This window comes from Lacisediminihabitans changchengi (assembly GCF_016634425.1).
Classification (GTDB): Bacteria; Actinomycetota; Actinomycetes; order Actinomycetales; family Microbacteriaceae; genus Lacisediminihabitans; species Lacisediminihabitans changchengi.
The window spans coordinates 95,386-114,760 of sequence record NZ_JAEPES010000003.1; the positions used below are offsets into that span (position 1 = coordinate 95,386).

Here is a 19,375-nt window from a genome sequence, read left to right on the forward strand (position 1 = left end):
GGTTGAGTAGGCCGCGACGGAGGAGCAGCCGTATCGAAGCCTCCGCGTGGGTCTCGATACGCGTCCTCGCGCGGACGCTCGGGCGCTCGGGCGCTACTCGACCGGCGGAGTAGCGCTGGATACTTAGACGACGGCGTACTCGCCGATGCGCGCGGTGCGCAGCACCCGGTCGAGAAGCAGATCGAAGTTGTGCGCCATCTCCTGTGCACTCTCGCCCGGCCAGACGTGCAGGGGCTTTGCGGCTCCCTGGGCCTGCTGCAGCGAGGTGCGCTCCGGCAGCTGTGGGCTGAGCACCAGCGGGCCGAACATGTCGCGAAGTTCCTTGATGCGGAACTGGTGCTCGAGCGACTGAACGCGGGCGCGGTTGACGATGATGCCGAGTGGCTGCAGTCGCGGGGACAGCCCGCGACGGATCTCCTCGATCGCCCGCAGCGCCCGGTCGGCCGCGGCGACGGAGAACAGGCCGGGCTCGGTGACGACGGTGACCCGGTCGCTCGCGGCCCACGCGGTGCGGGTGAGCGCGTTGAGTGAAGGCGCGCAGTCGATGAGCACGAGGTCATAGTCGGCCTCGACGTTCGCCAGAGCCTCCTCGAGCTTCCAGATGTCACGGATGCTCGGGTGCGGTCCGTCGAAGTTGATCGCGGACGGGCTGCCGATCATCACGTCGATGGTGCCGGGGCGACCCCTGGTCCAGCCACTCGGAGCGATCGCCGCACGGACGATCTTCTCCTTGGGAGAGGCCAGCACGTCGGCGACGTTGAGGTGACCGGCGACGTTGATGTCCATGCCGGTCGAGACGTCGGACTGCGGGTCGAGGTCGACGACGAGGGTGCGAAGGCCCTTTGCGAAGGCGGCGGAGGCCAGCCCGAGCGTCACAGTGGTCTTGCCCACTCCTCCCTTGAGGGAGCTGACGCTGAGTACATGCACAAGGAAGAACAATACCTTCACTAGTCTGAGAGCACCTACAGCTCGCGTCGCGATATCGCGTCCGGCGGCCATGTTTCCCGACAGTTGAGCCGCAGTCCCGCCACATCGTCGTTGGAAAGGACCGAATGTTCACGAAGATCCTGGTGGCCAACCGCGGTGAGATCGCTATTCGCGCGTTCCGTGCGGCCTATGAACTCGGCGCGCAGACGGTCGCGGTGTTTCCGTACGAAGACCGCAACTCGATGCATCGGCTCAAGGCCGACGAGGCCTACCAGATCGGCGAGAAGGGGCATCCGGTCGCCGCCTACCTCAACGTGTCCGAGATCATCCGGGTAGCCAAGGAGGCCGGTGCTGACGCGATCTATCCCGGCTACGGCTTCCTCTCCGAGAACCCGGAGCTCGCCGGAGCCGCAGCCAACGCGGGCATTACGTTCATCGGTCCCGGCCAGCATGTGCTCGAGATGGCGGGTAACAAGGTCACCGCCAAGGAGCACGCCATCGCTGCGGGCGTGCCGGTGTTGAAATCGACCCCGGCATCCAAAGACATGGATGCCCTGCTCGCCGGCGCCGACGACATCGGCTTTCCGATCTTCGCCAAGGCCGTCGCCGGTGGTGGCGGCCGCGGCATGCGTCGGGTCGAACGCAAAGAGGACCTGCGCGCGGCCCTGGAAGAGGCGATGCGCGAGGCGGACAGCGCGTTCGGCGACCCGACGATGTTCCTGGAGCGGGCGGTGGTGCGCCCCCGGCACATCGAAGTACAGATCTTGGCCGATGCGACGGGGGAGACGGTTCACCTGTTCGAGCGGGACTGCTCGGTGCAGCGCCGCCATCAGAAAGTCGTCGAGATCGCTCCGGCGCCGAACCTGGACGAGGATGTCCGCCAGGCCATGTACCGCGACGCGATCGCCTTCGCGAAGTCGATCGGCTACGTCAACGCCGGCACGGTCGAGTTCCTGCTCGACACCGCGGGGGAGCGGCGTGGCCAGCACGTCTTCATCGAGATGAACCCGCGTATCCAGGTGGAGCACACGGTCACCGAGGAGATCACCGACGTCGACCTGGTGCAGTCGCAGATGCGCATCGCCTTCGGGCAGTCGCTGGCCGAGCTCGGCCTGCAGCAGAAGGACCTCAGGATGCGCGGCGCGGCATTGCAATGCCGCATCACCACCGAAGACCCCGCGTCGGGGTTCCGGCCCGACACTGGGAAGATCACGACCTATCGTTCGCCCGGCGGCGGCGGCATCCGTCTCGATGGCGGAACCATCGATCCCGGCACACAGATCAGCCCGTACTTCGATTCGATGCTGGTGAAGATGACCTGCCGCGGTCGCGACTTCGCCGCGGCAGTCGCCCGTGCCAAGCGCGGTCTCGCCGAGTTCCGCATCCGCGGCGTCTCAACGAACATCCCGTTTCTGCAAGCAGTGCTCGACGATCCGTCGTTCGCGGCCGGCGACCTCAGCACCGCGTTCATCGAGGAGCGCCCGGAGCTGTTCGACGCCCACCAGTCGAAAGACCGAGGGACCAAGCTGCTGAACTGGATCGCCGATGTGACCGTGAACAGGCCATACGGCGACGGTACGGGGATCATCAATCCGGCCCTCAAGTTGCCAGTAATCGATGTGACAGCCCCGGCGCCCGACGGCTCGCGCCAGCGGCTGCTCGAACTCGGCCCGGTGGGGTTCGCGACGGCGTTGCGTCAGCAGACCGCGCTGGCTGTAACGGAGACCACGTTCCGCGACGCCCACCAGTCGCTTCTCGCGACCCGGGTGCGCACCAAAGATCTCGTCGCGGTGGCGCCGTACGTCGCCCGCATGACGCCGCAACTACTCTCGGTCGAGGCGTGGGGCGGTGCGACCTACGATGTCGCGTTGCGATTCCTCGGCGAAGACCCGTGGGAGCGGCTGGCAGCACTGCGATCGGCGCTGCCGAACGTCGCGATCCAGATGCTGCTCCGCGGTCGCAACACGGTCGGCTATACGCCGTACCCGACCGAGGTCACCAGCGCCTTCGTGCGCGAGGCTGCGTCGACCGGCGTCGACATCTTCCGGATCTTCGACGCGCTCAACGACGTGTCGCAGATGCGACCGGCCATCGACGCGGTGCTCGAGACCGGCAGCGCCGTCGCCGAGGTGGCGCTCTGCTACACCGGCGACCTGCTCGACCCGGCCGAGAAGCTCTACACGCTCGACTACTACCTGCGACTCGCGGAGCAGATGGTCGCGTCTGGCGCGCACATCTTGGCGATCAAAGACATGGCCGGGCTACTCCGCGCGAGCGCCGCCGAGAGCCTGGTCACGGCGCTGCGGGACCGCTTCGACCTGCCGGTGCACGTGCACACGCACGACACCGCTGGCGGCCAGCTCGCGACCCTTCTCGCTGCGGCTCGCGCCGGGGCGGACGCGGTAGACGTCGCCAGTGCACCGATGGCCGGGACGACCAGTCAGCCCTCGGCATCGGCTCTGGTTGCCGCACTGGCCCACACCGAGCGCGACACCGGACTCTCATTGCAGGCGGTCTCCGACCTGGAGCCGTACTGGGAGGCAGTGCGGCGTGCATACAAGCCGTTCGAATCCGGCCTACCCGGGCCGACGGGACGCGTCTACACCCACGAGATCCCGGGCGGGCAGCTCTCGAACCTACGCCAGCAGGCCATCGCGCTCGGGCTGGGCGACCAGTTCGAGAAGGTGGAGGACCTGTACGCGGCGGCCAACGTCATCCTGGGTCGTCCTCCCAAGGTGACGCCGTCGTCGAAGGTCGTCGGCGACCTCGCCCTCGCCCTCGCTGCCGTCGATGCCGACCCGGCCGACTTCGAGGCGAACCCCGATCGCTACGACATCCCCGACTCGGTAATCGGCTTTATGGCCGGCGAGTTGGGCGAGCTGCCCGGCGGCTGGCCTGAGCCATTCCGCACCAAGGTGCTGGCCGGTCGCACCGTGAAGATCGGCGTGCAGGAGATCACGGATGTCGACCGCGCAGCGCTCGGCGGAGACGCGACGGTGCGCCGCTCCACCCTCAACCGTCTGCTCTTCCCCGGCCCGACCAAACAGTTCGAGCAGATCCGTGAACAGTACGGCGACCTCTCGGTGGTCGACACCGTCGATTACCTCTATGGCCTGCGTCAAGGGTCCGAGCACGTCGTCGACGTCGCGAAGGGCGTGAGCCTGTACGTGGGCCTCGAGGCGATCGGCAACGCCGACGACAAGGGCATGCGTACGGTCATGACCATCCTCAACGGTCAGCTGCGTCCGGTGTTCGTGCGCGATCGCGCCATCGATGTCGTCACCAAAGCGGCCGAGAAGGCAGACCTCTCCCGCCCCGGGCAGATCGCCGCTCCGTTCTCGGGCGTCGTCACGCTGCAGGTGGTGGAGGGGTCGGTCGTGGAGGCGGGCCAGAGCGTCGCCTCGATCGAGGCGATGAAGATGGAGGCGGCAATCACCACCCCTGTCGCCGGAACCGTGCGTCGGCTCGCCATCCCGAAGACCCAGCAGGTGGATGCCGGCGACCTCCTGATCGACATCGAGCCCCGGTAGCCCGGGGCGCAGGCCCCGAACGTGAGCAACCCGTGACGGTAATGTAGAGGGTTGACACTTTACGAAGGGCTACCCGAGCATGGCGATCAAACGGAACGGCACGAACGAGTCGGACGGTGCCGGTGTCCATGACGGCAGCACCGGCGAACTCGTCGATGCATCCTCCGGCGACCTCGCCGCGAGCCTGCCCGAGAGCCTGAGTATCGCGATCAGTTTGCCGACCACCGTTCATGCGGCCCCGGAGGACGAGCTCGCCGTGGCGATCGTCGAGATTCCGGTGAACCCGGGCGCGGTAGAGGTGACGCAGCCGACGACGACGTCCATCGATGTCGTGCAGCCGGCGACGACATCCATTTCCGTGGTCTCGGAAGAGTCGGTGATCGTGCCGCTTCCCGAGAGCGACGGAAAGAATTACACCCGTCGAAACCGTCGCGACGGTGAAGTCTCGACCACCCCCGAGACCGCGTCGATGCTCACCGCTGACCGTCTGATCGAGAAGAACCACAAGCGTCGCACCGCGCCAGAGGGCGGTTGGAATGCGTTCGTCTACGCGGTCACCTTCCACCTGGTGAATCGCGGGGATTCGCCCAAGGTGCGCGCGCGCAAAGAGCTCGAGGCCCGCATCGACAAGCAATTCGTCGGCGGTGCCCGCTTCGTGCCGGTGCTCACCCGCAAAGGCGGCGTCGGCAAGACCACCGTGACCGCGCTGTTGGGGATGGCACTGGCAGACGCCCGAGAAGACCGGGTGATCGCCGTCGATGCCAACCCCGATCGCGGAACACTGAGCGAGCGGGTGAACAAGCAGACTCGCTCGACCGTGCGGGACATCGTGACTCTCGCCCCGACGATCACCAGCTTCAACGATTTCTCCACGATGGTGTCCCGCGATGACACGCGACTCGACATCCTCGCCTCCGATACCGACCCGCTGCTCTCCGAGGCGTTCGACGAGAACGACTACAACGTCGTCGCCGACCTGGCCGCAAGGTTCTACTCGCTCGTACTGACCGACTGTGGCACCGGCATCGTGCACTCGGTGATGCGCGCGACCCTGCAGCGCGCAGACTCGGTCGTCATCGTCTCCGGCGGCTCGGTCGACGAAGCCCGGCTCGCCTCCGAGACCCTCACCTGGCTCGAAGCAAACGGATACGGCGATCTGGTGAAGAACGCCGTCGTGGCGATCAACACCGCGACGCAGGGCACCAACCTGGTGAAGCTCGAGGAGATCGAGGCGCACTTCAAGTCCCGGGTGCGCGAGATCGTGCGCATCCCGTACGACCCGCAGCTTGCTGCCGGCTCCGTGATCGACTACGCCACGCTCAAGCCACTCACCCGAGCCTCGGCCCGCGAGCTCGCGGCCCTCGTCATGGACGGCCTGCCCGTACGCCAGGGTGCCTGAGCTGGCACAGGCGGAGTCGCTGGACTTCGACCTCATCATCATCGGCGGCGGTTCGGGCAACTCGATCATCGGTCGCGATCTCTCGCACCTGACCATTGCACTGATCGACGACGGCGAGCATTTCGGCGGAACCTGCCTCAATGCCGGCTGCATCCCCACCAAGATGTTCGTTCATGTGGCGGATGTCGCGGCCGACGCCCTGCGCAGTGACGGCCTCGGGCTCCGGGTGCCGACCGCGCAGGTCGACTGGGCGGCGATCCGAGACCGGGTGTTCGGTCGGATCGATCAGCTGAGCGAGGCCGGCTTCCGCAACCGCGACCAGAAGATCCCGAACGTCACCGTCTTCCGGGAACGGTTTCACTTCGTCGATCAGCACGAGCTGGTCGGCGCGAGCGGGGTTCGCCTTCGCGCGCCGCGTATCGTGATCGCCGCCGGCTCCCGGCCGCGGCCGCTGCCGGCCGCGGAGGGCGTTCGCAACCCGGCCATCCATGATTCCGATTCGATCATGCGCATCGAGCAGCTCCCCGCGTCGATGGTGATCGTCGGCGGAGGTGCGGTCGCGGCCGAGTTCGCCCACGTCTTCTCGGCCTACGGGGTGCAGGTCACGCAGGTGGTCCGCGCCGAGAATGCTCTCGATCGGCTCGATTCGGACATCGCCGAGCGCTTCACCGAGCTGGCCCGTGCCCGGTGGCGGGTGGTCACCGGTGCCTCCGTAGCCTCGATCGATGAGGATCTGCGCATCACCCTCGACTCGGGCGAGCGGTTCTCGACCGATCTGGTGCTCTCGGCGATCGGCCGCATCCCGAATTCCGACACGCTGGGACTCGGCGACGCGGGCTTCGACGTGCATTCCGACGGGCGACTCGTCGTCGACGCCGAGCAACGCGCTCTCGCCGGTGGCACGCCCGTCGATGGCATCTACGGGCTCGGCGATGTCTCCTCGGAGTGGCAGCTCAAACACGTCGCCAATCACGAGGCGCGCGTCGTCAAGCACAACCTGCTGCAGCCACACGACCTGATCGGCGGCGACCCGGGCCCGATCCCGGCGGCGATTTTCAGCAGCCCGCAGGTGGCCTATTTCGGGTTGACCGAGGCCGAAGCTCCGGATGCCGTGGTCGCGACCCGCGCCTACGGCACCACCGCCTGGGGGTGGGCGCTGGAAGACACCACGAGCTTCTGCAAGCTGGTGGTGGACGGCGAGACCGGGATGATTCTCGGCGCGCACCTCATCGGACCGGAGGCGAGCATCCTGATTCAGGTGCTGGTGTTCGCGGCCAGCCACGGCATCCCGGTGACGGGACTCGCGCGCTCGATGTACTGGCCGCATCCCGCCGCCAGCGAGGTCGTCGAAAATGCGCTGCTGGACGCCGAGAAGCTCGTAGTACAGAAGAGACATGCAGAACAGATCAACGGAGGAGAGAAGCCATGACCGAACGCCAGATCCGCATCTTCGGGGACCCGGTGCTCAAGACCGTGTCCGACCCGGTGCGGCCGACGGACGACGTGGCCGGCCTGGTCGAAGACCTGCTGGACTCCGTGAAGGTCGCCGGCCGCGCTGGCGTCGCCGCGCCCCAGATCGGCGTGAACCAGCGGGTATTCAGCTACAACGTCGACGGTGAGATCGGTTATGTGATCAACCCCCAACTCGTCGAAGTCTCCGGCGAGCCGGAACTGGTCGACGAGGGTTGTCTCTCCATTCCGGGGTTCTACTTTCAGCGCTTGCGCTACCCATACGCGCGAGTAACCGGCGTCGACCTGAACGGCGACCCAATCGAACTCGAGGGCACGGGCGTCATGGCGCAGGCGCTGCAGCACGAGACCGACCACCTCGATGGAAAACTCTTCATCGACGGACTAGAGAAGCCGGCCAGACGTGAAGCGATGGCAGCCATCCGGTCAGCACCCTGGTTCTGATTTCCAGCAACCGACGACAGCCCGGCTCACGCGAGCCGGGCTGTTCTCGTTGGTGAGTGCTGGCTGACCGATCGCGAGCTAACCGACCGTAGAGATGCCCTCCGTCGCCGTTGCGCCGCTATACATCTCTTCGATGACCTGCGAGAAATCTTTGAGGATGACGTTGCGCTTGATGCTGAGCTTCGGCGTGAGGTGTCCGCTCGCCTCGGTCAGATCTTCGGTGAGGACGACGAACTTGCGGATCGACTCTGCACGCGAGACCGTCGCGTTCGCGGCATCCACCGCTCGTTGGATCTCATCGAGCACCTTGGGATTGCGCGAGGCCTCGCTGATGCTCTGAGTCGCGTCCTCGCCATTGTTGTTGAGCCATACCGGCAGCATCTCCTCGTCGAGGGTGATCAGCGCCGAGATGAATGGCTTCTGCTCACCCACGACGACCACCTGGCCGATGATCGGGTTGGCGCGGATCGGGTCTTCGAGTTGAGCTGGCGAGACGTTCTTGCCGCCCGCGGTCACGATGATCTCCTTCTTGCGACCGGTGATCGTGAGGAATCCATCGTCGTCGAGCTGACCGATGTCGCCGGTTTTAAACCATTCACCGTCGAAGACCTTCGCGGTCTCTTCCGGGTTTTTCCAGTAGCCGTCGAAGACGTCGACGCCCTTCACCTGTATCTCGCCGTCGTCGGCGATCCGCACGGACATGCCGGGCAGCGGTGGTCCGACGGTTCCGATCTTGAAGTTCGAGGGCGGGTTGACCGACACCGGAGCGGTGGTCTCGGTGAGGCCGTAGCCCTCCATGATCGTGATGCCGAGGCTGCGGTAGAAGTGGCCGAGGCGGAGGCCGAGGGGGGCAGACCCAGACACCGCGTACTTCACCTTGCCGCCCATCGCGGCGCGGATCTTCGACAGCACGAGACGGTCGAGCACGGCGAATTGGATGCTGAGACCGAACGGCACCGAGCCGGCGTCGAGCGCCTTCGAGTGCGCGATGGCGACCTCGGCGGCCTTGCGGAAGATGCGGCCGCGGCCGCCGGCTTCCGCCTTCTGCTCAGACGAGTTGTAGACCTTCTCGAACACCCGCGGCACGGCGAGGAGGAAGGTGGGCTGAAACGATGCCATCGCCGGGAGCAGCTGCTTGGTGTCGGACTGGTGACCGGTCTTGACACCGCCGTAGATGTTGAGCACCGAGATGAACCGCGCGAAGACGTGCGCCATGGTGATGAACAGCAGGGTGCTGGAATCGTCGTTGACGATCTCCGGCAGTCGATGTGACGAGTTGCGAACCAACTCCACGAAGTTGGAGTGCGTGAGCACGACGCCCTTCGGGCGGCCGGTGGTTCCCGCGGTGTAGATCAGGGTGGCGAGGTCGGAGCCCTGGGCGATCACGCGGCGACGTTCGATCTCGTCGTCCGCGACATCCGTTCCCGCGGCGGCGAGCTTAGCGAGATCGCCCAGATCGATCTGCCAGGCCTGGCCGACCAGAGGGAGATCGGCGCGGATCTCATCGAAGCGCGAGAACTGCTCGGCGGTCTCAGTGACCATCGCGATGGCTCCGGAGTCGCTGAGATCCCAGTGGATCTGGCTGGGCGAGGAGGTCTCGTAAACCGGTACCAAAACCGCCCCGGCGAACCAGGTGGCGAAGTCGAGAAGGCTCCACTCATACCGGGTCTTGCACATCAGGCCGATCTTGTCGCCGGGCTGGATACCTGCGTTCACCAGCCCCTTGGCGAGGGCGATCACCTGGGAGTGAAATTGTGCCGCAGTCACGTCCTGCCAGCCACCGTTTGCGGTGGGGAGGGAGAAGAGCGGTCGATCGGGAGTGAGTCGAACCCGCTCGAGAAGCAGGTCGGTCACGTTGGCTGTCGGGTCGGCCTCGACCACGGCGGGTGCGTCGTATTGTTGCACGGCAACTCCTTCGGTACCGGTTGTTCCAGTCCGTCCACCCTCTGGCGGGGACCGGTGTGCGTGGCGATGGCCCGCACGGTTGTCTAAACTCTAAAGGTGCATGCCGCGTGGCGGCTGGTCATGTGCGCTTTCCCACGAACAAGAAGAGGTCGACGTCTGTGCACGCTATAGGAATCGACATCGGGGGAACGAAGATCGCCGGCGCTGTGGTCACCGAGGCCGGCGAGATCGTGGCGGAGGATCGCCTCCCCACCCCGAGCGGTGACTCCGAGGCGATCATCGACGCTGTCGTTGGCATGATCGAGCGTCTCGCCGTCGGTTACGACGTGGCGGCTGCGGGAGTCGCGGCCCCCGGGTTCATCGACGCGGCGCAGTCGGTCGTCTACTACACCCCCAACATCAGCTGGCGACACGAGCCGTTGCGCGAGCGCCTTTTGTCCCGCCTCGACCTGGCCATCACTATCGACAACGACGCCAACGCGGCCGGCTGGGCGGAATACCGCTTCGGCGCCGGGCAGAACGTCGGTGACATGACGATGCTCACCATCGGTACCGGTGTCGGCGGCGCGATCGTCAACCAGGGCCGGCTATTCCGCGGCGGCTTCGGTGCGGGTGCGGAGCTGGGGCACATGCGCGTCGTCCCCGACGGCCTGCCCTGCGGGTGCGGCGCACGCGGCTGCATCGAGCAATACGGCTCGGGCCGCGCACTACTGCGCATGGCGAACGAGATAGCGGATGTCGGCGGCATCGGCCTTCAGCTGGCCAACGTCCGGGCACGCAAGGGCGCGCTCAGCGGGCCAGATGTGGCCGACCTGATCGTCGCGGGTGACTCCGGAGCCATCCAGGCCCTGCGCGAGCTCGGCGGCTGGATCGGCCAGGCCTGTGCCTCGCTGAGCGCGGTGCTCGACCCGCAGATGTTCGTGATCGGCGGTGGCGTCGCCGTGGCCGGGGATCTGCTCCTCGATCCCATTCGCGAGGCCTATGTGGCCAATCTTCCCGCCCGTGGGTACCACCCGGAGCCGGTGTTCACCATCGCCCAGCTGGTCAACGACGCCGGTGTGGTCGGGGCTGCCGATCTCGCGCGCCTGCACTACAACGCGCGCTGACGCTATAACCTGAGCGAACGCTCTCGAAGGCAGGCCTGAATGTTCTACTGGTTCATGAAGAATCTCGTTGCTGGCCCGCTCCTGACGGCGATCTTTCGGCCCTGGGTGCTCGGTCACGACAACGTGCCGAAGACCGGCGGCGTCATCCTGGCCAGCAACCACCTCTCCTTCGTGGACTCCATCTTCTTGCCGCTGTACCTCGACCGACGGATCAGTTTTCTCGCGAAGAGCGACTACTACACCGCTCGCGGGCCTCAGGGTTGGTTCGTCAAGAACTTCCTGAAAGGAACCGGCATGCTGCCCATCGACCGTTCGGGCGGAAAGGCCTCGGAGGCCTCGCTGCAGACCGGCCTCGGCGTGCTCGCTCGGGGCGACATGCTCGGCATCTATCCGGAGGGCACGCGCAGCCCCGACGGCAAGCTGTACCGCGGGCGCACCGGCGTCGCCCGAATGATCCTCGAGGGGCGCGTGCCGGTGGTGCCCGTGGCCATGGTCCATACCGATCAGGTAATGCCGATCGGCGCGAAGTTCCCCAAGATCCGCCGCATCGGCATCATCATCGGCGAACCGCTCGACTTCTCCCGGTTCGAGGGCATGGAGGGCGACCGCTTCATCCTGCGCTCCATAACCGACGAGATCATGTACGAACTCGACCGTCTCAGCTCCCAGGAATACGTGGACGTGTACGCGTCTTCGGTCAAGGAACGCCAGAAGTCGCGCACTCGGTAACCAGCCGTCGCCCACCCGATAAACTGGCGATCCCGCCTTTCGCGGGTCCCGCCTGCTCCACCACAGCGCACCAAAGGAATATTCCCGTGCTCCAGAGCCAAGATGACGAGACCGTCGTACTGCCAGATCCTTCTGTGACGGCCGGTCTCGACTATTGGCGCACGCTTCCGATCAAGCAGCAGCCCCAGTGGGCGGATGCCGGGGCCGTCACGGCCGCATCCGACGAGATCGCGGGTCTTCCGCCGCTGGTCTTCGCCGGCGAGATCGACGTGCTGCGCGAGCGCCTGGCGTCGGCCGCGCGCGGCGACGCATTCCTGCTGCAGGGAGGCGACTGCGCCGAGACCTTCGCCGGGGCGACCGCCGACGCCATCCGCAACCGGGTGAAGACGATTCTGCAGATGGCTGTCGTTCTCACCTACGGCGCGTCCACGCCCGTCATCAAGATGGGGCGCATGGCCGGGCAGTTCGCCAAGCCGCGTTCCAGCGACACCGAGACCCGTGGCGGCGTCACGCTGCCTGCCTACCGCGGCGACATCGTGAACGGGTACGACTTCACTCCGGAGTCGCGCGCGGCCGACCCCCGCCGGCTTGTGCAGGGGTACCACACCTCCGCATCCACCATCAATCTGGTGCGCGCGTTCACGCAGGGTGGTTTCGCCGACCTACGTGAGGTGCACCGCTGGAACCAGGGCTTCGCCCGCAACCCGGCGAACGCACGCTACGAGCAGATGGCGCACGACATCGACAAGGCGATCAAGTTCATGGAGGCGGCAGGGGCCGACTTCGACGAGCTGAAGCGGGTCGAGTTCTACACCAGCCACGAGGGTCTGCTCATGGACTACGAACGGCCGATGACGCGCATCGACTCTCGCAACGGCGAGCCCGTGAACACCTCCGCCCACTTCCTCTGGGTGGGGGAGCGCACCCGCGATCTTGACGGAGCGCACGTCGACTACATGTCGCGCATCCGCAATCCCATCGGCGTGAAGCTCGGTCCGAGCACGACGCCCGACGTAATGGAGCGGTTGATCGACAAGCTCGATCCCGACCGCGAGCCGGGTCGACTCACCTTCATCACGCGCATGGGCGCGTCGAAGGTGCGGGATGCCCTACCTCCGCTTCTCGAGGCGATCAAGGGTTTCGATGCGACGCCGCTCTGGGTCACCGACCCGATGCACGGCAACGGCCTGACCACGCCGAACGGCTACAAGACGCGCCGCTTCGACGATGTGGTCGACGAGGTGAAGGGGTTCTTCGCCGCCCATCGTGACGCGGGAACGCACCCCGGCGGCATCCACATCGAGCTCACCGGTGACGACGTGACCGAATGCCTGGGTGGGTCGGAGCACATCGACGAAGCGACCCTCGCGACACGCTACGAGTCGCTCTGCGATCCGCGCCTCAACCACATGCAGTCGCTCGAGCTGGCCTTCCTCGTGGCCGAGGAGCTCGGCGCGGAGTAGCCCGCTCGCCCTCATTCAGGAGGGCGTTATTCAGGAGGTCGTGGGGCGGTAGTGATCTGTGGTGCGGGACTGGCGAACATCCGTCACTCCTGTCACACGCGTCACGCGAGCTCCTGAATAAAGGCAGTCGCGCGGAAGGGTCAGGCGAGGATTGGCCGGAGGGCTAGCCAGCCTGGAGGGCGACCGTGATCTCGGAGCCCTTGTCGACGGTCTGGCCGGCTCCGGGGCTGATCGACTTGACGGTGGCGTTGAGTGGCGCCGCCGAGAGGAACTGGCTGATCGGGTTCGCGAACTTGATGCTGAATCCGGCGTCTTTGAGGGTCTTCTGCGCGACCGCCCAGGTATTGCCGATCACGTTCGGTACGGCGACCGGCTCGGGCCCGTTCGACACGATGAGGCTGACGGAATCGCCCGGCTTGAGCACAGTGCCGCTCGGCACGTCGATTGCGATCACGTTGCCCTTGTCGACCGTGTCGCTGTAGTCCTGTCGGCCCGTCGAGCCTGTGAGGTCGACCTCCTTGAGCGCGGCCTGGGCATTCGCGAGTGGCTTGCCTGCCACATCCGGCACAGCGCCGACGGATACCACCAGCGAGATCGGCTGCTTCTGGCCGTACTGGCCGCCCTGAGACAGATCAAGGTCACCGGTTCCGTGCGCGGCGATCACGGTGCCCTTCGGCACCGTCGCGTCGAACTGCCGGGTCGAGTCCTTCGCGTCGTAGCTGAACTTGCCGCTCGTGATCGCGTCTTTCGCGGCCTGCTCGGTCTGTCCAGCAAGGGCGGGCACCGTCAGGATTTTCGGTCCACTGGAGATGAGCAGCTTCACCCGACCGTCGCGCACGACGTGCGAGCCAGAGCCGGGGTTGGTGTCGGCGACCAGTCCGCTGTTTACCGTGATCGAGGGGGTCGACCCGACCTGCGGGTCGACGCCGAGTCCGAGCTGCTGGAGCTGGGCCGTCGCCTGCTCGCGAGTCTGTCCGCTCAGCTCGGGGACGGTGACCTGGCCGCCGGGGCCCGGACCGAAGTACCAGCCGGTGCCACCCGCCAGTGCGGCGAGCAGGATCACCAGACCGAACAACCACCAACCCCGTGAGCGTCGCTTCTCGCTCGTGGCGGCCAGAGCCGTCACCGATTCGGCCACGATCGGACCGGTGCGGTGACGTCCCTTGTTCGGCTGCTTCGCGCCGCCGAGAATCTGCGTCTCTGCGGTCGGCCCGGTTCCGGCCAGGGCGGTGGGCATGACGGTGGTGCGGTGAACGGATGTCGCGGCCGTGGCCGGATCGTCGCTGCGCAGAAGCGCCTCGGTCTCGTGCAACTGCTCCAGCATCACGCGGGCGTCACGCGGGCGCTGGTCCGGGTCGCGCGCCGTCGCCCAGAGCACGAGCTCGTCGAGCTCGGCCGGCACCTTGCCATTCTTCGTGCTGGGCGTCGGCACGGTGTCGTTGGCGTGCTGGTGAGCGATCTGAAAGGCTTGTTCGCCCTTGAACGGCTGTTCGCCGGCCAACATCTCGTAGAGCATGATGCCGACGGCGTAGATGTCGCTGCGGGTGTCGGCCACTCCGCGGGTGACGAGCTCGGGGGAGAGATAGGCGATCGTTCCGAGCAACGCGTTGCCGGTCGCGGTGTTCGCGGTCGCGGCGCGAGCGAGCCCGAAGTCGCCGATCTTGATGCGACCGTCATCGGCCAGCAGCACGTTCTCGGGCTTGAGATCGCGGTGCACTATGCCGTTCTTGTGAGCTGCGGCGAGCCCGGCGAGGATGGCCTCCATGATGTCCATGGCCTGCACGGTAGTAAGCACCTTGTGCTCTTGCAGCAGGTCACGCAGCGTTATGCCGGGCAGGTACTCCATCACGAGGTAGGCGGTCTCGCCGTCTTGACCCTGGTCGTAGACGTTGACCACGTTGGGATGCGCGAGTCGAGCCGCCGAACGAGCTTCCTGGATGAACCGTGCTTTGTACTGCGAATCGTCAGCGAGGTGGCCGTGCATGACCTTGATTGCTACCCGGCGCTCGAGGCGCAGATCGGTCGCCAGATACACCGTCGCCATGCCACCCCGAGCAATGCGCGAACGCACCTGATAGCGGCCGTCGATGAGACGTCCGATCAGGGGGTCGGTGCTTTGGGTGGCCACCGCATGATTCTAAAGTTGGCGGGGCTGAAGGCCCGGCCAAAACACCGTGCGGCGCGGGATGGACCTCAAGTTGTGATCGGAAAGTGATGCGCGAGGGCGCGCCATCCGCTCAGCACGGAGACGCACGGTAGGGATTCGCACGGTGAGGTGCGAGGGCATATGGCGGCGTCCGAATCGGTCCCGTGCGGGTCGGCCGCGTCCCTAGCGCAGCTGGGAGAGAGCGGCGCGTGCCGTGCTCTCCCACTTCGCGTAGGCGTCCGGGTAGGCCGAACGCTGCACTGCCTGTGCTGCCTGCGTGACGGTCTTGGTCTGCCAGTTCGCGATGTCGAGCAGGCCATTGGTCTTGCCGCGGTTCGGATTGGTCTTGCCGCCGAAGAACAGCCGGGCCGAGTAGGTCGGATCGGTCACCTGGGCCGGGGTTCCCCAACCGGTACTTGGACGCTGCTGGAACAGGCCGAGGGAGTCGCGGTCGCCGTAGTGGAGGTTGCGGAGACCAGATTCCTGCAGCGCTGCGGCCAGACCGATGACGATTCCGTAGTCCGGAACCCCGAGCGATCGACCGACGCTGATGATCGTGCGTGCGTTCGCCGCCATCTCGGCGCTCAGAGCGACGACCGGTGCGGTGCTGGTCGGCAGGGCTGGGCCCGGGGCCGGGGCGGGGGTGATGCTGACGGCGGGCGTCGAGTTCAGAATGGGGGTCGAGCTCACCGCGGCGGCCGTTGATCCGGGAATCGCGATGGACTGGCCCGGGTAGATGATGCTGGACAGGCTCAGGCCATTGGCCGTGAGGATTGCCTGGGTGCTCGTTCCGTAACGGGCCGCGATGTGCCCGATCGTGTCACCCTTCTGAATCGTGTATCGGCCACCGATCGCGCCAGCGCTCGGCGCGGGGGGCGTGGGCCGTGCGACGACGGGGACCGCCCCGGAGGCGCTGAGCCTGAGTACCTGACCCGGAAAGATCACCGACTTCCAGCCGAGGCCGTTGAGGGCGAGAACGGATGCCGTTGCCAGGCCGAAGCGGCCGGCGATGCTGCTGACGGAGTCGCCGGCAGCCACGGTGTACGTGGTCGGGGCTGCCGCAGTGCTGGGCGCGGCGACCGAGGTCTGCTCGGTCGAGGGCGTCAGTGCGGTTTTGCTCGCGCCCGCGAAGGCATGGCGAACCGTCTTGGCGAGTTCGCCGGGCGTGGTCTTCGGCTTCTCGGTGCGCTTCGGCGACACCGGGTGGATCGGTCCGGTGAGCCCGAGCCCCACCGCCATCGACCCAGCGACCACGATCGGAATCGTCGCGAAAAGACTGCGTCCCACGCGTTCGCGCGCGGTCTGAGATTCTTTGCGCGCGCGCTGTTCCGAGTTGTTCATTAGTTTCCCGCTCACTGCCGGCCCCCGCAGGCGTAGTTACTGCTGTGCCATAACGCTGACACAGTTGATGATGCCTGTCAATTAAAGGGACAGGTGTTACTGGTGTGCAAGCTGTGATGATCTGAGGTGGTTGTGGCGCCGATCGCCGCGTGGTGCGCTGCACCCACAGCGAATTCTGAAAGACTGATGGGGTGACTACTGCTTCGGAAACTGCCTGGCTCTCCATTCCCGACCTGGTCGACATCCTTGGAATCGGCGTCAGCAAGGTTCGTCGCCTCATCGAGGACCACTCCTTGCTTGCCGCCAAAATCGACGGCGTCTGGAAGGTGCCCGAGGTGTTCCTCCGCGACGGCGAACCACTGGTCGAGCTTCGCGGCACTGTGCTGGTGCTCCACGATGCCGGGTTTACCGATGAGGAAGCGATGCGCTGGTTGCTCTCGGAAGAAGAGAGTCTCGGCGCGCCGCCGATCGACGCCCTGCGCGCCGGTCGCAAAGCCGAGGTGCGTCGCGTAGCCCAGGCGCTCGGCTTCTAGGAAGTTCCGCCGGGCCAGCACACGCCGGGCCAGGTCGCGCCGAGTCAGGTCGCGCCGGGTCAGGACACCCGTTGGGCGACGGTGTCGGCCAGCTGCACGAGCTGACGCTTCGCAGCCGCACTGATCGGGGCATCCTCGATGGCGGCGAGGGCAACGCGCACGTTGTGCTCGATCACCCGTTCCACCTCGTCCACGGCACCGCAGTCGCGGATTGAGGCCTGCAGCATCCGTACCTGCTGAACGCTCAGCTCGGCGTCGCCGAGCAGCTCGTCGAGGAGGCTCGACGCATTGGCGGGCAGCGCTGCTCGGGCTATGGCGATCAATACCGTGCGCTTGCCCTCTCGCAGATCGTCGCCGGCCGGTTTGCCGGTGGTCTCTGGATCTCCGAAGACGCCGAGCAGGTCGTCGCGGAGTTGGAAGGCGATGCCGAGCGGCAGGCCGAAGTCGCGCAGTGCCGTCACCTGAGATGGGCTCGCTCCGCCGAGCAGGGCTCCGATCGCCAGCGGTGCCTCGATGCTGTATTTCGCCGACTTGTAGACGATCACCCGGTGCGCTCGGGAGAGCTGATCTCCCTCGGGGAAGCTGTTCCACGCTCGCTCCTCGAGGATGTCGAGGTACTGCCCGACCGTCACCTGCGTGCGCATGGTGTTGAACTCCGTGCGGGCCGCGTCACGGACATCCGGAGCCGCCAACAGTTGGATGCCGGAGTCGAACAGTTCGTCGCTCCAGCCCAGCAACAGGTCGCCGAGCAGCAGGGCTGCTGACTGTCCGAAGCCGCGAGGGCTTCCCGACCAGCGGCTGTCGTAATGCAGGGTCTCGAACCGTCGATGCGCGGCAGGGCGTCCACGCCTGGTGTCGGAGTTGTCCATGATGTCGTCATGCACGAGAGCCGCGGCGTGGAAGATCTCCAGCGCGCTGGCCGCGAGCACTACCGCGTGGAGGTCGTCGGACGACGTCGGGTCGGCGATGGGATCGAAGTCGAGACGATCCTCGGTGCGAACGCCGCTGACCGCCTGCCACCCCCAGTAGCAAAACAGCGCGCGAAAGCGCTTGCCGCCCTGCAACAGGTCACGGGTGTAATCGATGAACGGAGCTAGATCAGGGGAGACCGAGAGCAGCATCGGCTCTCGATCATCGAGAAAGGCATCAAGTCCAGCCTGAACAAGGTCAACTAACCGGGTACTCTCAGCCACGCTCCTAGCCTAGCGAGCCGCCGATGCATACACTTGAGAGTTAGCAATAGTCGGTTTCGAACAAGAGGAGCGTCACAGTGCCGCTTTCCGAACAGGAACAACGCCTCCTGGAAGAGATGGAGCGCAGTCTCTATCACAACGACGCCGACTTCGTCGCTGCCGTGGGCAAGCGCCAAGGGCGCACCAGTTATCGCATGGTGGTGCTCGGTGTGCTCATTGCACTCGTCGGCATCGCGGTCATCGTCACCGGGGTAGCGATAAGTCTTCCCATTCTCGGCATCGCGGGATTCATCGTGATGTTCGTCGGTGTGCTCCTCGCCTTCACCTTCCCGCGTCGTCGGGGCATGGCCGGGCCAGATGACCTGCCACACGAGCGCTCGTCCGCATCGGCGAAGCCCGGGTTCATGGACCGTCTCAACGAGCGCTGGGACAAGCGCCAAGACGATCACGGGCAGTAAACCAAGCACTCACCACCGTCAGTAAAAGGGTCGACCACGAGGTCGGCCCTTTTTCTTTGCCCTAATTGTGTCCCGTCCGCTCCATTTCTTAGATTTTTCCTCCACCCTCCTCCACCATGCAGAGTCCAGTAACGGCGGGGAATATCGACGCGCCCTGACCCCAAATCGGGGCAATCTCTCGATTTTGTGGGGGAAAGTGGAGTAAAGTGGAGTCATCCTGAATCCGGGCCGGAGTTTGAGGGGGGAGGCGCATGTTCCTTGGTACGTACGCCCCCAAGCTCGACGACAAAGGCCGCGTCATCCTGCCCGCCAAGTTCTGGGGCGAGTTGGAGTCCGGACTGGTGATGACCCGGGGTCAGGAGCGGTGCCTTTATGTCTTCTCCACGCGGGAATTCGAGGAACTGCACGACCGCATCCGTCAGGCACCGGTGACGAGCAAGCAGGCGCGCGACTACCTGCGTCTGTTCCTCTCCGGCGCCAACGCGGAAGTGCCAGACAGCCAGCACCGTGTCACCATCCCCGCCGCGCTGCGTGCGTACGCGGGGCTGGGGCGCGAGCTCACCGTGATCGGGGCGGGTAACCGTGCCGAGATCTGGGACACCGAAGCCTGGAATACCTATTACGCCGAACAGGAAAGCGCGTTCGCCGAGACCACCGAGGAGGTGATCCCCGGGCTCTTCTAGTGCCCTTGCGCCTGACTCCCAGCCGTTCACCCTGCAGCCACTTCCCCG

At 65.9% G+C, this 19,375-nt stretch carries 15 protein-coding genes; 10 read left to right on the forward strand and 5 right to left on the reverse strand.

Annotated elements, in window-relative coordinates; genetic code table 11:
- Window positions 1–123: 123 nt before the first annotated feature.
- Entirely contained in the window at window positions 124–927 is an 804-nt protein-coding gene (locus IV501_RS08825) for a ParA family protein (RefSeq protein WP_200556413.1), read from the reverse strand.
- A gap of 125 nt (window positions 928–1,052) precedes the next feature.
- On the opposite strand from IV501_RS08825, the gene IV501_RS08830 reads away from it, so the two are divergent.
- From IV501_RS08830 to def, 4 genes are all read left to right on the forward strand, one after another.
- Window positions 1,053–4,457, forward strand: a complete 3,405-nt coding sequence (locus IV501_RS08830; protein WP_200556352.1) for a pyruvate carboxylase — start codon at window positions 1,053–1,055, stop codon at window positions 4,455–4,457.
- Between the two features lie 79 nt (window positions 4,458–4,536).
- Window positions 4,537–5,856 (forward strand): MinD/ParA family ATP-binding protein, encoded by a 1,320-nt coding sequence (locus IV501_RS08835; RefSeq protein WP_200556354.1) that lies wholly within the window; start codon window positions 4,537–4,539, stop codon window positions 5,854–5,856.
- Complete coding sequence (locus IV501_RS08840) at window positions 5,849–7,285, forward strand: mycothione reductase (protein WP_200556356.1); 1,437 nt, start codon at window positions 5,849–5,851, stop codon at window positions 7,283–7,285. The genes IV501_RS08835 and IV501_RS08840 overlap by 8 nt, the downstream gene beginning before the upstream one ends.
- Window positions 7,282–7,770, forward strand: coding sequence for a peptide deformylase (def, locus tag IV501_RS08845; RefSeq protein WP_200556358.1), 489 nt, complete (start codon window positions 7,282–7,284; stop codon window positions 7,768–7,770). Before IV501_RS08840 ends, def begins: the two co-directional genes overlap by 4 nt.
- Before the next feature lie 78 nt (window positions 7,771–7,848).
- Here the strand turns inward: def and IV501_RS08850 are convergent, their stop codons facing one another.
- Window positions 7,849–9,675, reverse strand: coding sequence for an AMP-dependent synthetase/ligase (locus IV501_RS08850; RefSeq protein WP_200556360.1), 1,827 nt, complete (start codon window positions 9,673–9,675; stop codon window positions 7,849–7,851).
- Between the two features lie 158 nt (window positions 9,676–9,833).
- Here IV501_RS08850 and IV501_RS08855 point away from each other — a divergent pair, with 158 nt between their 5' ends.
- From IV501_RS08855 to IV501_RS08865, 3 genes are all read left to right on the forward strand, one after another.
- Window positions 9,834–10,781, forward strand: a complete 948-nt coding sequence (locus tag IV501_RS08855) for an ROK family glucokinase (RefSeq protein WP_200556414.1) — start codon at window positions 9,834–9,836, stop codon at window positions 10,779–10,781.
- Window positions 10,782–10,820: 39 nt separating this feature from the next.
- Complete coding sequence (locus IV501_RS08860) at window positions 10,821–11,510, forward strand: lysophospholipid acyltransferase family protein (RefSeq protein WP_200556362.1); 690 nt, start codon at window positions 10,821–10,823, stop codon at window positions 11,508–11,510.
- 134 nt (window positions 11,511–11,644) lie between these two features.
- The gene (locus IV501_RS08865) at window positions 11,645–12,973 is read left to right on the forward strand and encodes a class II 3-deoxy-7-phosphoheptulonate synthase (RefSeq protein WP_200556415.1); all 1,329 of its coding nucleotides are present in this window, start codon (window positions 11,645–11,647) and stop codon (window positions 12,971–12,973) included.
- Between the two features lie 163 nt (window positions 12,974–13,136).
- Here the strand turns inward: IV501_RS08865 and pknB are convergent, their stop codons facing one another.
- Together pknB and IV501_RS08875 are read right to left on the reverse strand one after the other, a co-directional pair.
- Window positions 13,137–15,101 carry a Stk1 family PASTA domain-containing Ser/Thr kinase gene (gene pknB / locus IV501_RS08870; protein ID WP_200556364.1) on the reverse strand — a complete coding sequence of 655 codons (1,965 nt, stop codon included), beginning with the start codon at window positions 15,099–15,101 and terminating at the stop codon, window positions 13,137–13,139.
- A 201-nt stretch (window positions 15,102–15,302) separates the two neighbouring features.
- On the reverse strand, window positions 15,303–16,460 hold the full coding sequence (locus IV501_RS08875) for a muramidase family protein (protein WP_200556365.1): 1,158 nt from the start codon (window positions 16,458–16,460) through the stop codon (window positions 15,303–15,305).
- Window positions 16,461–16,651: 191 nt separating this feature from the next.
- Here IV501_RS08875 and IV501_RS08880 point away from each other — a divergent pair, with 191 nt between their 5' ends.
- Window positions 16,652–16,993, forward strand: coding sequence for an Rv2175c family DNA-binding protein (locus IV501_RS08880; protein WP_200556367.1), 342 nt, complete (start codon window positions 16,652–16,654; stop codon window positions 16,991–16,993).
- Between the two features lie 59 nt (window positions 16,994–17,052).
- On the opposite strand, the gene IV501_RS08885 is transcribed toward IV501_RS08880, so the two are convergent.
- On the reverse strand, window positions 17,053–18,186 hold the full coding sequence (locus tag IV501_RS08885; RefSeq protein ID WP_200556369.1) for a polyprenyl synthetase family protein: 1,134 nt from the start codon (window positions 18,184–18,186) through the stop codon (window positions 17,053–17,055).
- 77 nt (window positions 18,187–18,263) lie between these two features.
- Between IV501_RS08885 and IV501_RS08890 the strand changes: the two genes are divergently transcribed.
- Window positions 18,264–18,644 (forward strand): SCO2097 family morphological protein, encoded by a 381-nt coding sequence (locus IV501_RS08890; RefSeq protein ID WP_200556371.1) that lies wholly within the window; start codon window positions 18,264–18,266, stop codon window positions 18,642–18,644.
- Between the two features lie 251 nt (window positions 18,645–18,895).
- A complete protein-coding gene (gene mraZ / locus IV501_RS08895; RefSeq protein WP_200556373.1) occupies window positions 18,896–19,327 on the forward strand; it encodes a division/cell wall cluster transcriptional repressor MraZ in 432 nt (143 codons plus the stop codon).
- Window positions 19,328–19,375 lie beyond the last annotated feature (48 nt).

What these genes read in the sequence shown, in the direction of transcription:
- mraZ (WP_200556373.1), top strand. Translation starts at nt 18,896, where the DNA reads ATGTTCCTTGGTACGTACGCCCCCAAGCTCGACGACAAAGGCCGCGTC.
- IV501_RS08830 (WP_200556352.1), top strand. Translation starts at nt 1,053, where the DNA reads ATGTTCACGAAGATCCTGGTGGCCAACCGCGGTGAGATCGCTATTCGC.
- IV501_RS08875 (WP_200556365.1), bottom strand. Translation starts at nt 16,460, where the DNA reads ATGAACAACTCGGAACAGCGCGCGCGCAAAGAATCTCAGACCGCGCGC.
- IV501_RS08860 (WP_200556362.1), top strand. Translation starts at nt 10,821, where the DNA reads ATGTTCTACTGGTTCATGAAGAATCTCGTTGCTGGCCCGCTCCTGACG.
- def (WP_200556358.1), top strand. Translation starts at nt 7,282, where the DNA reads ATGACCGAACGCCAGATCCGCATCTTCGGGGACCCGGTGCTCAAGACC.
- IV501_RS08835 (WP_200556354.1), top strand. Translation starts at nt 4,537, where the DNA reads ATGGCGATCAAACGGAACGGCACGAACGAGTCGGACGGTGCCGGTGTC.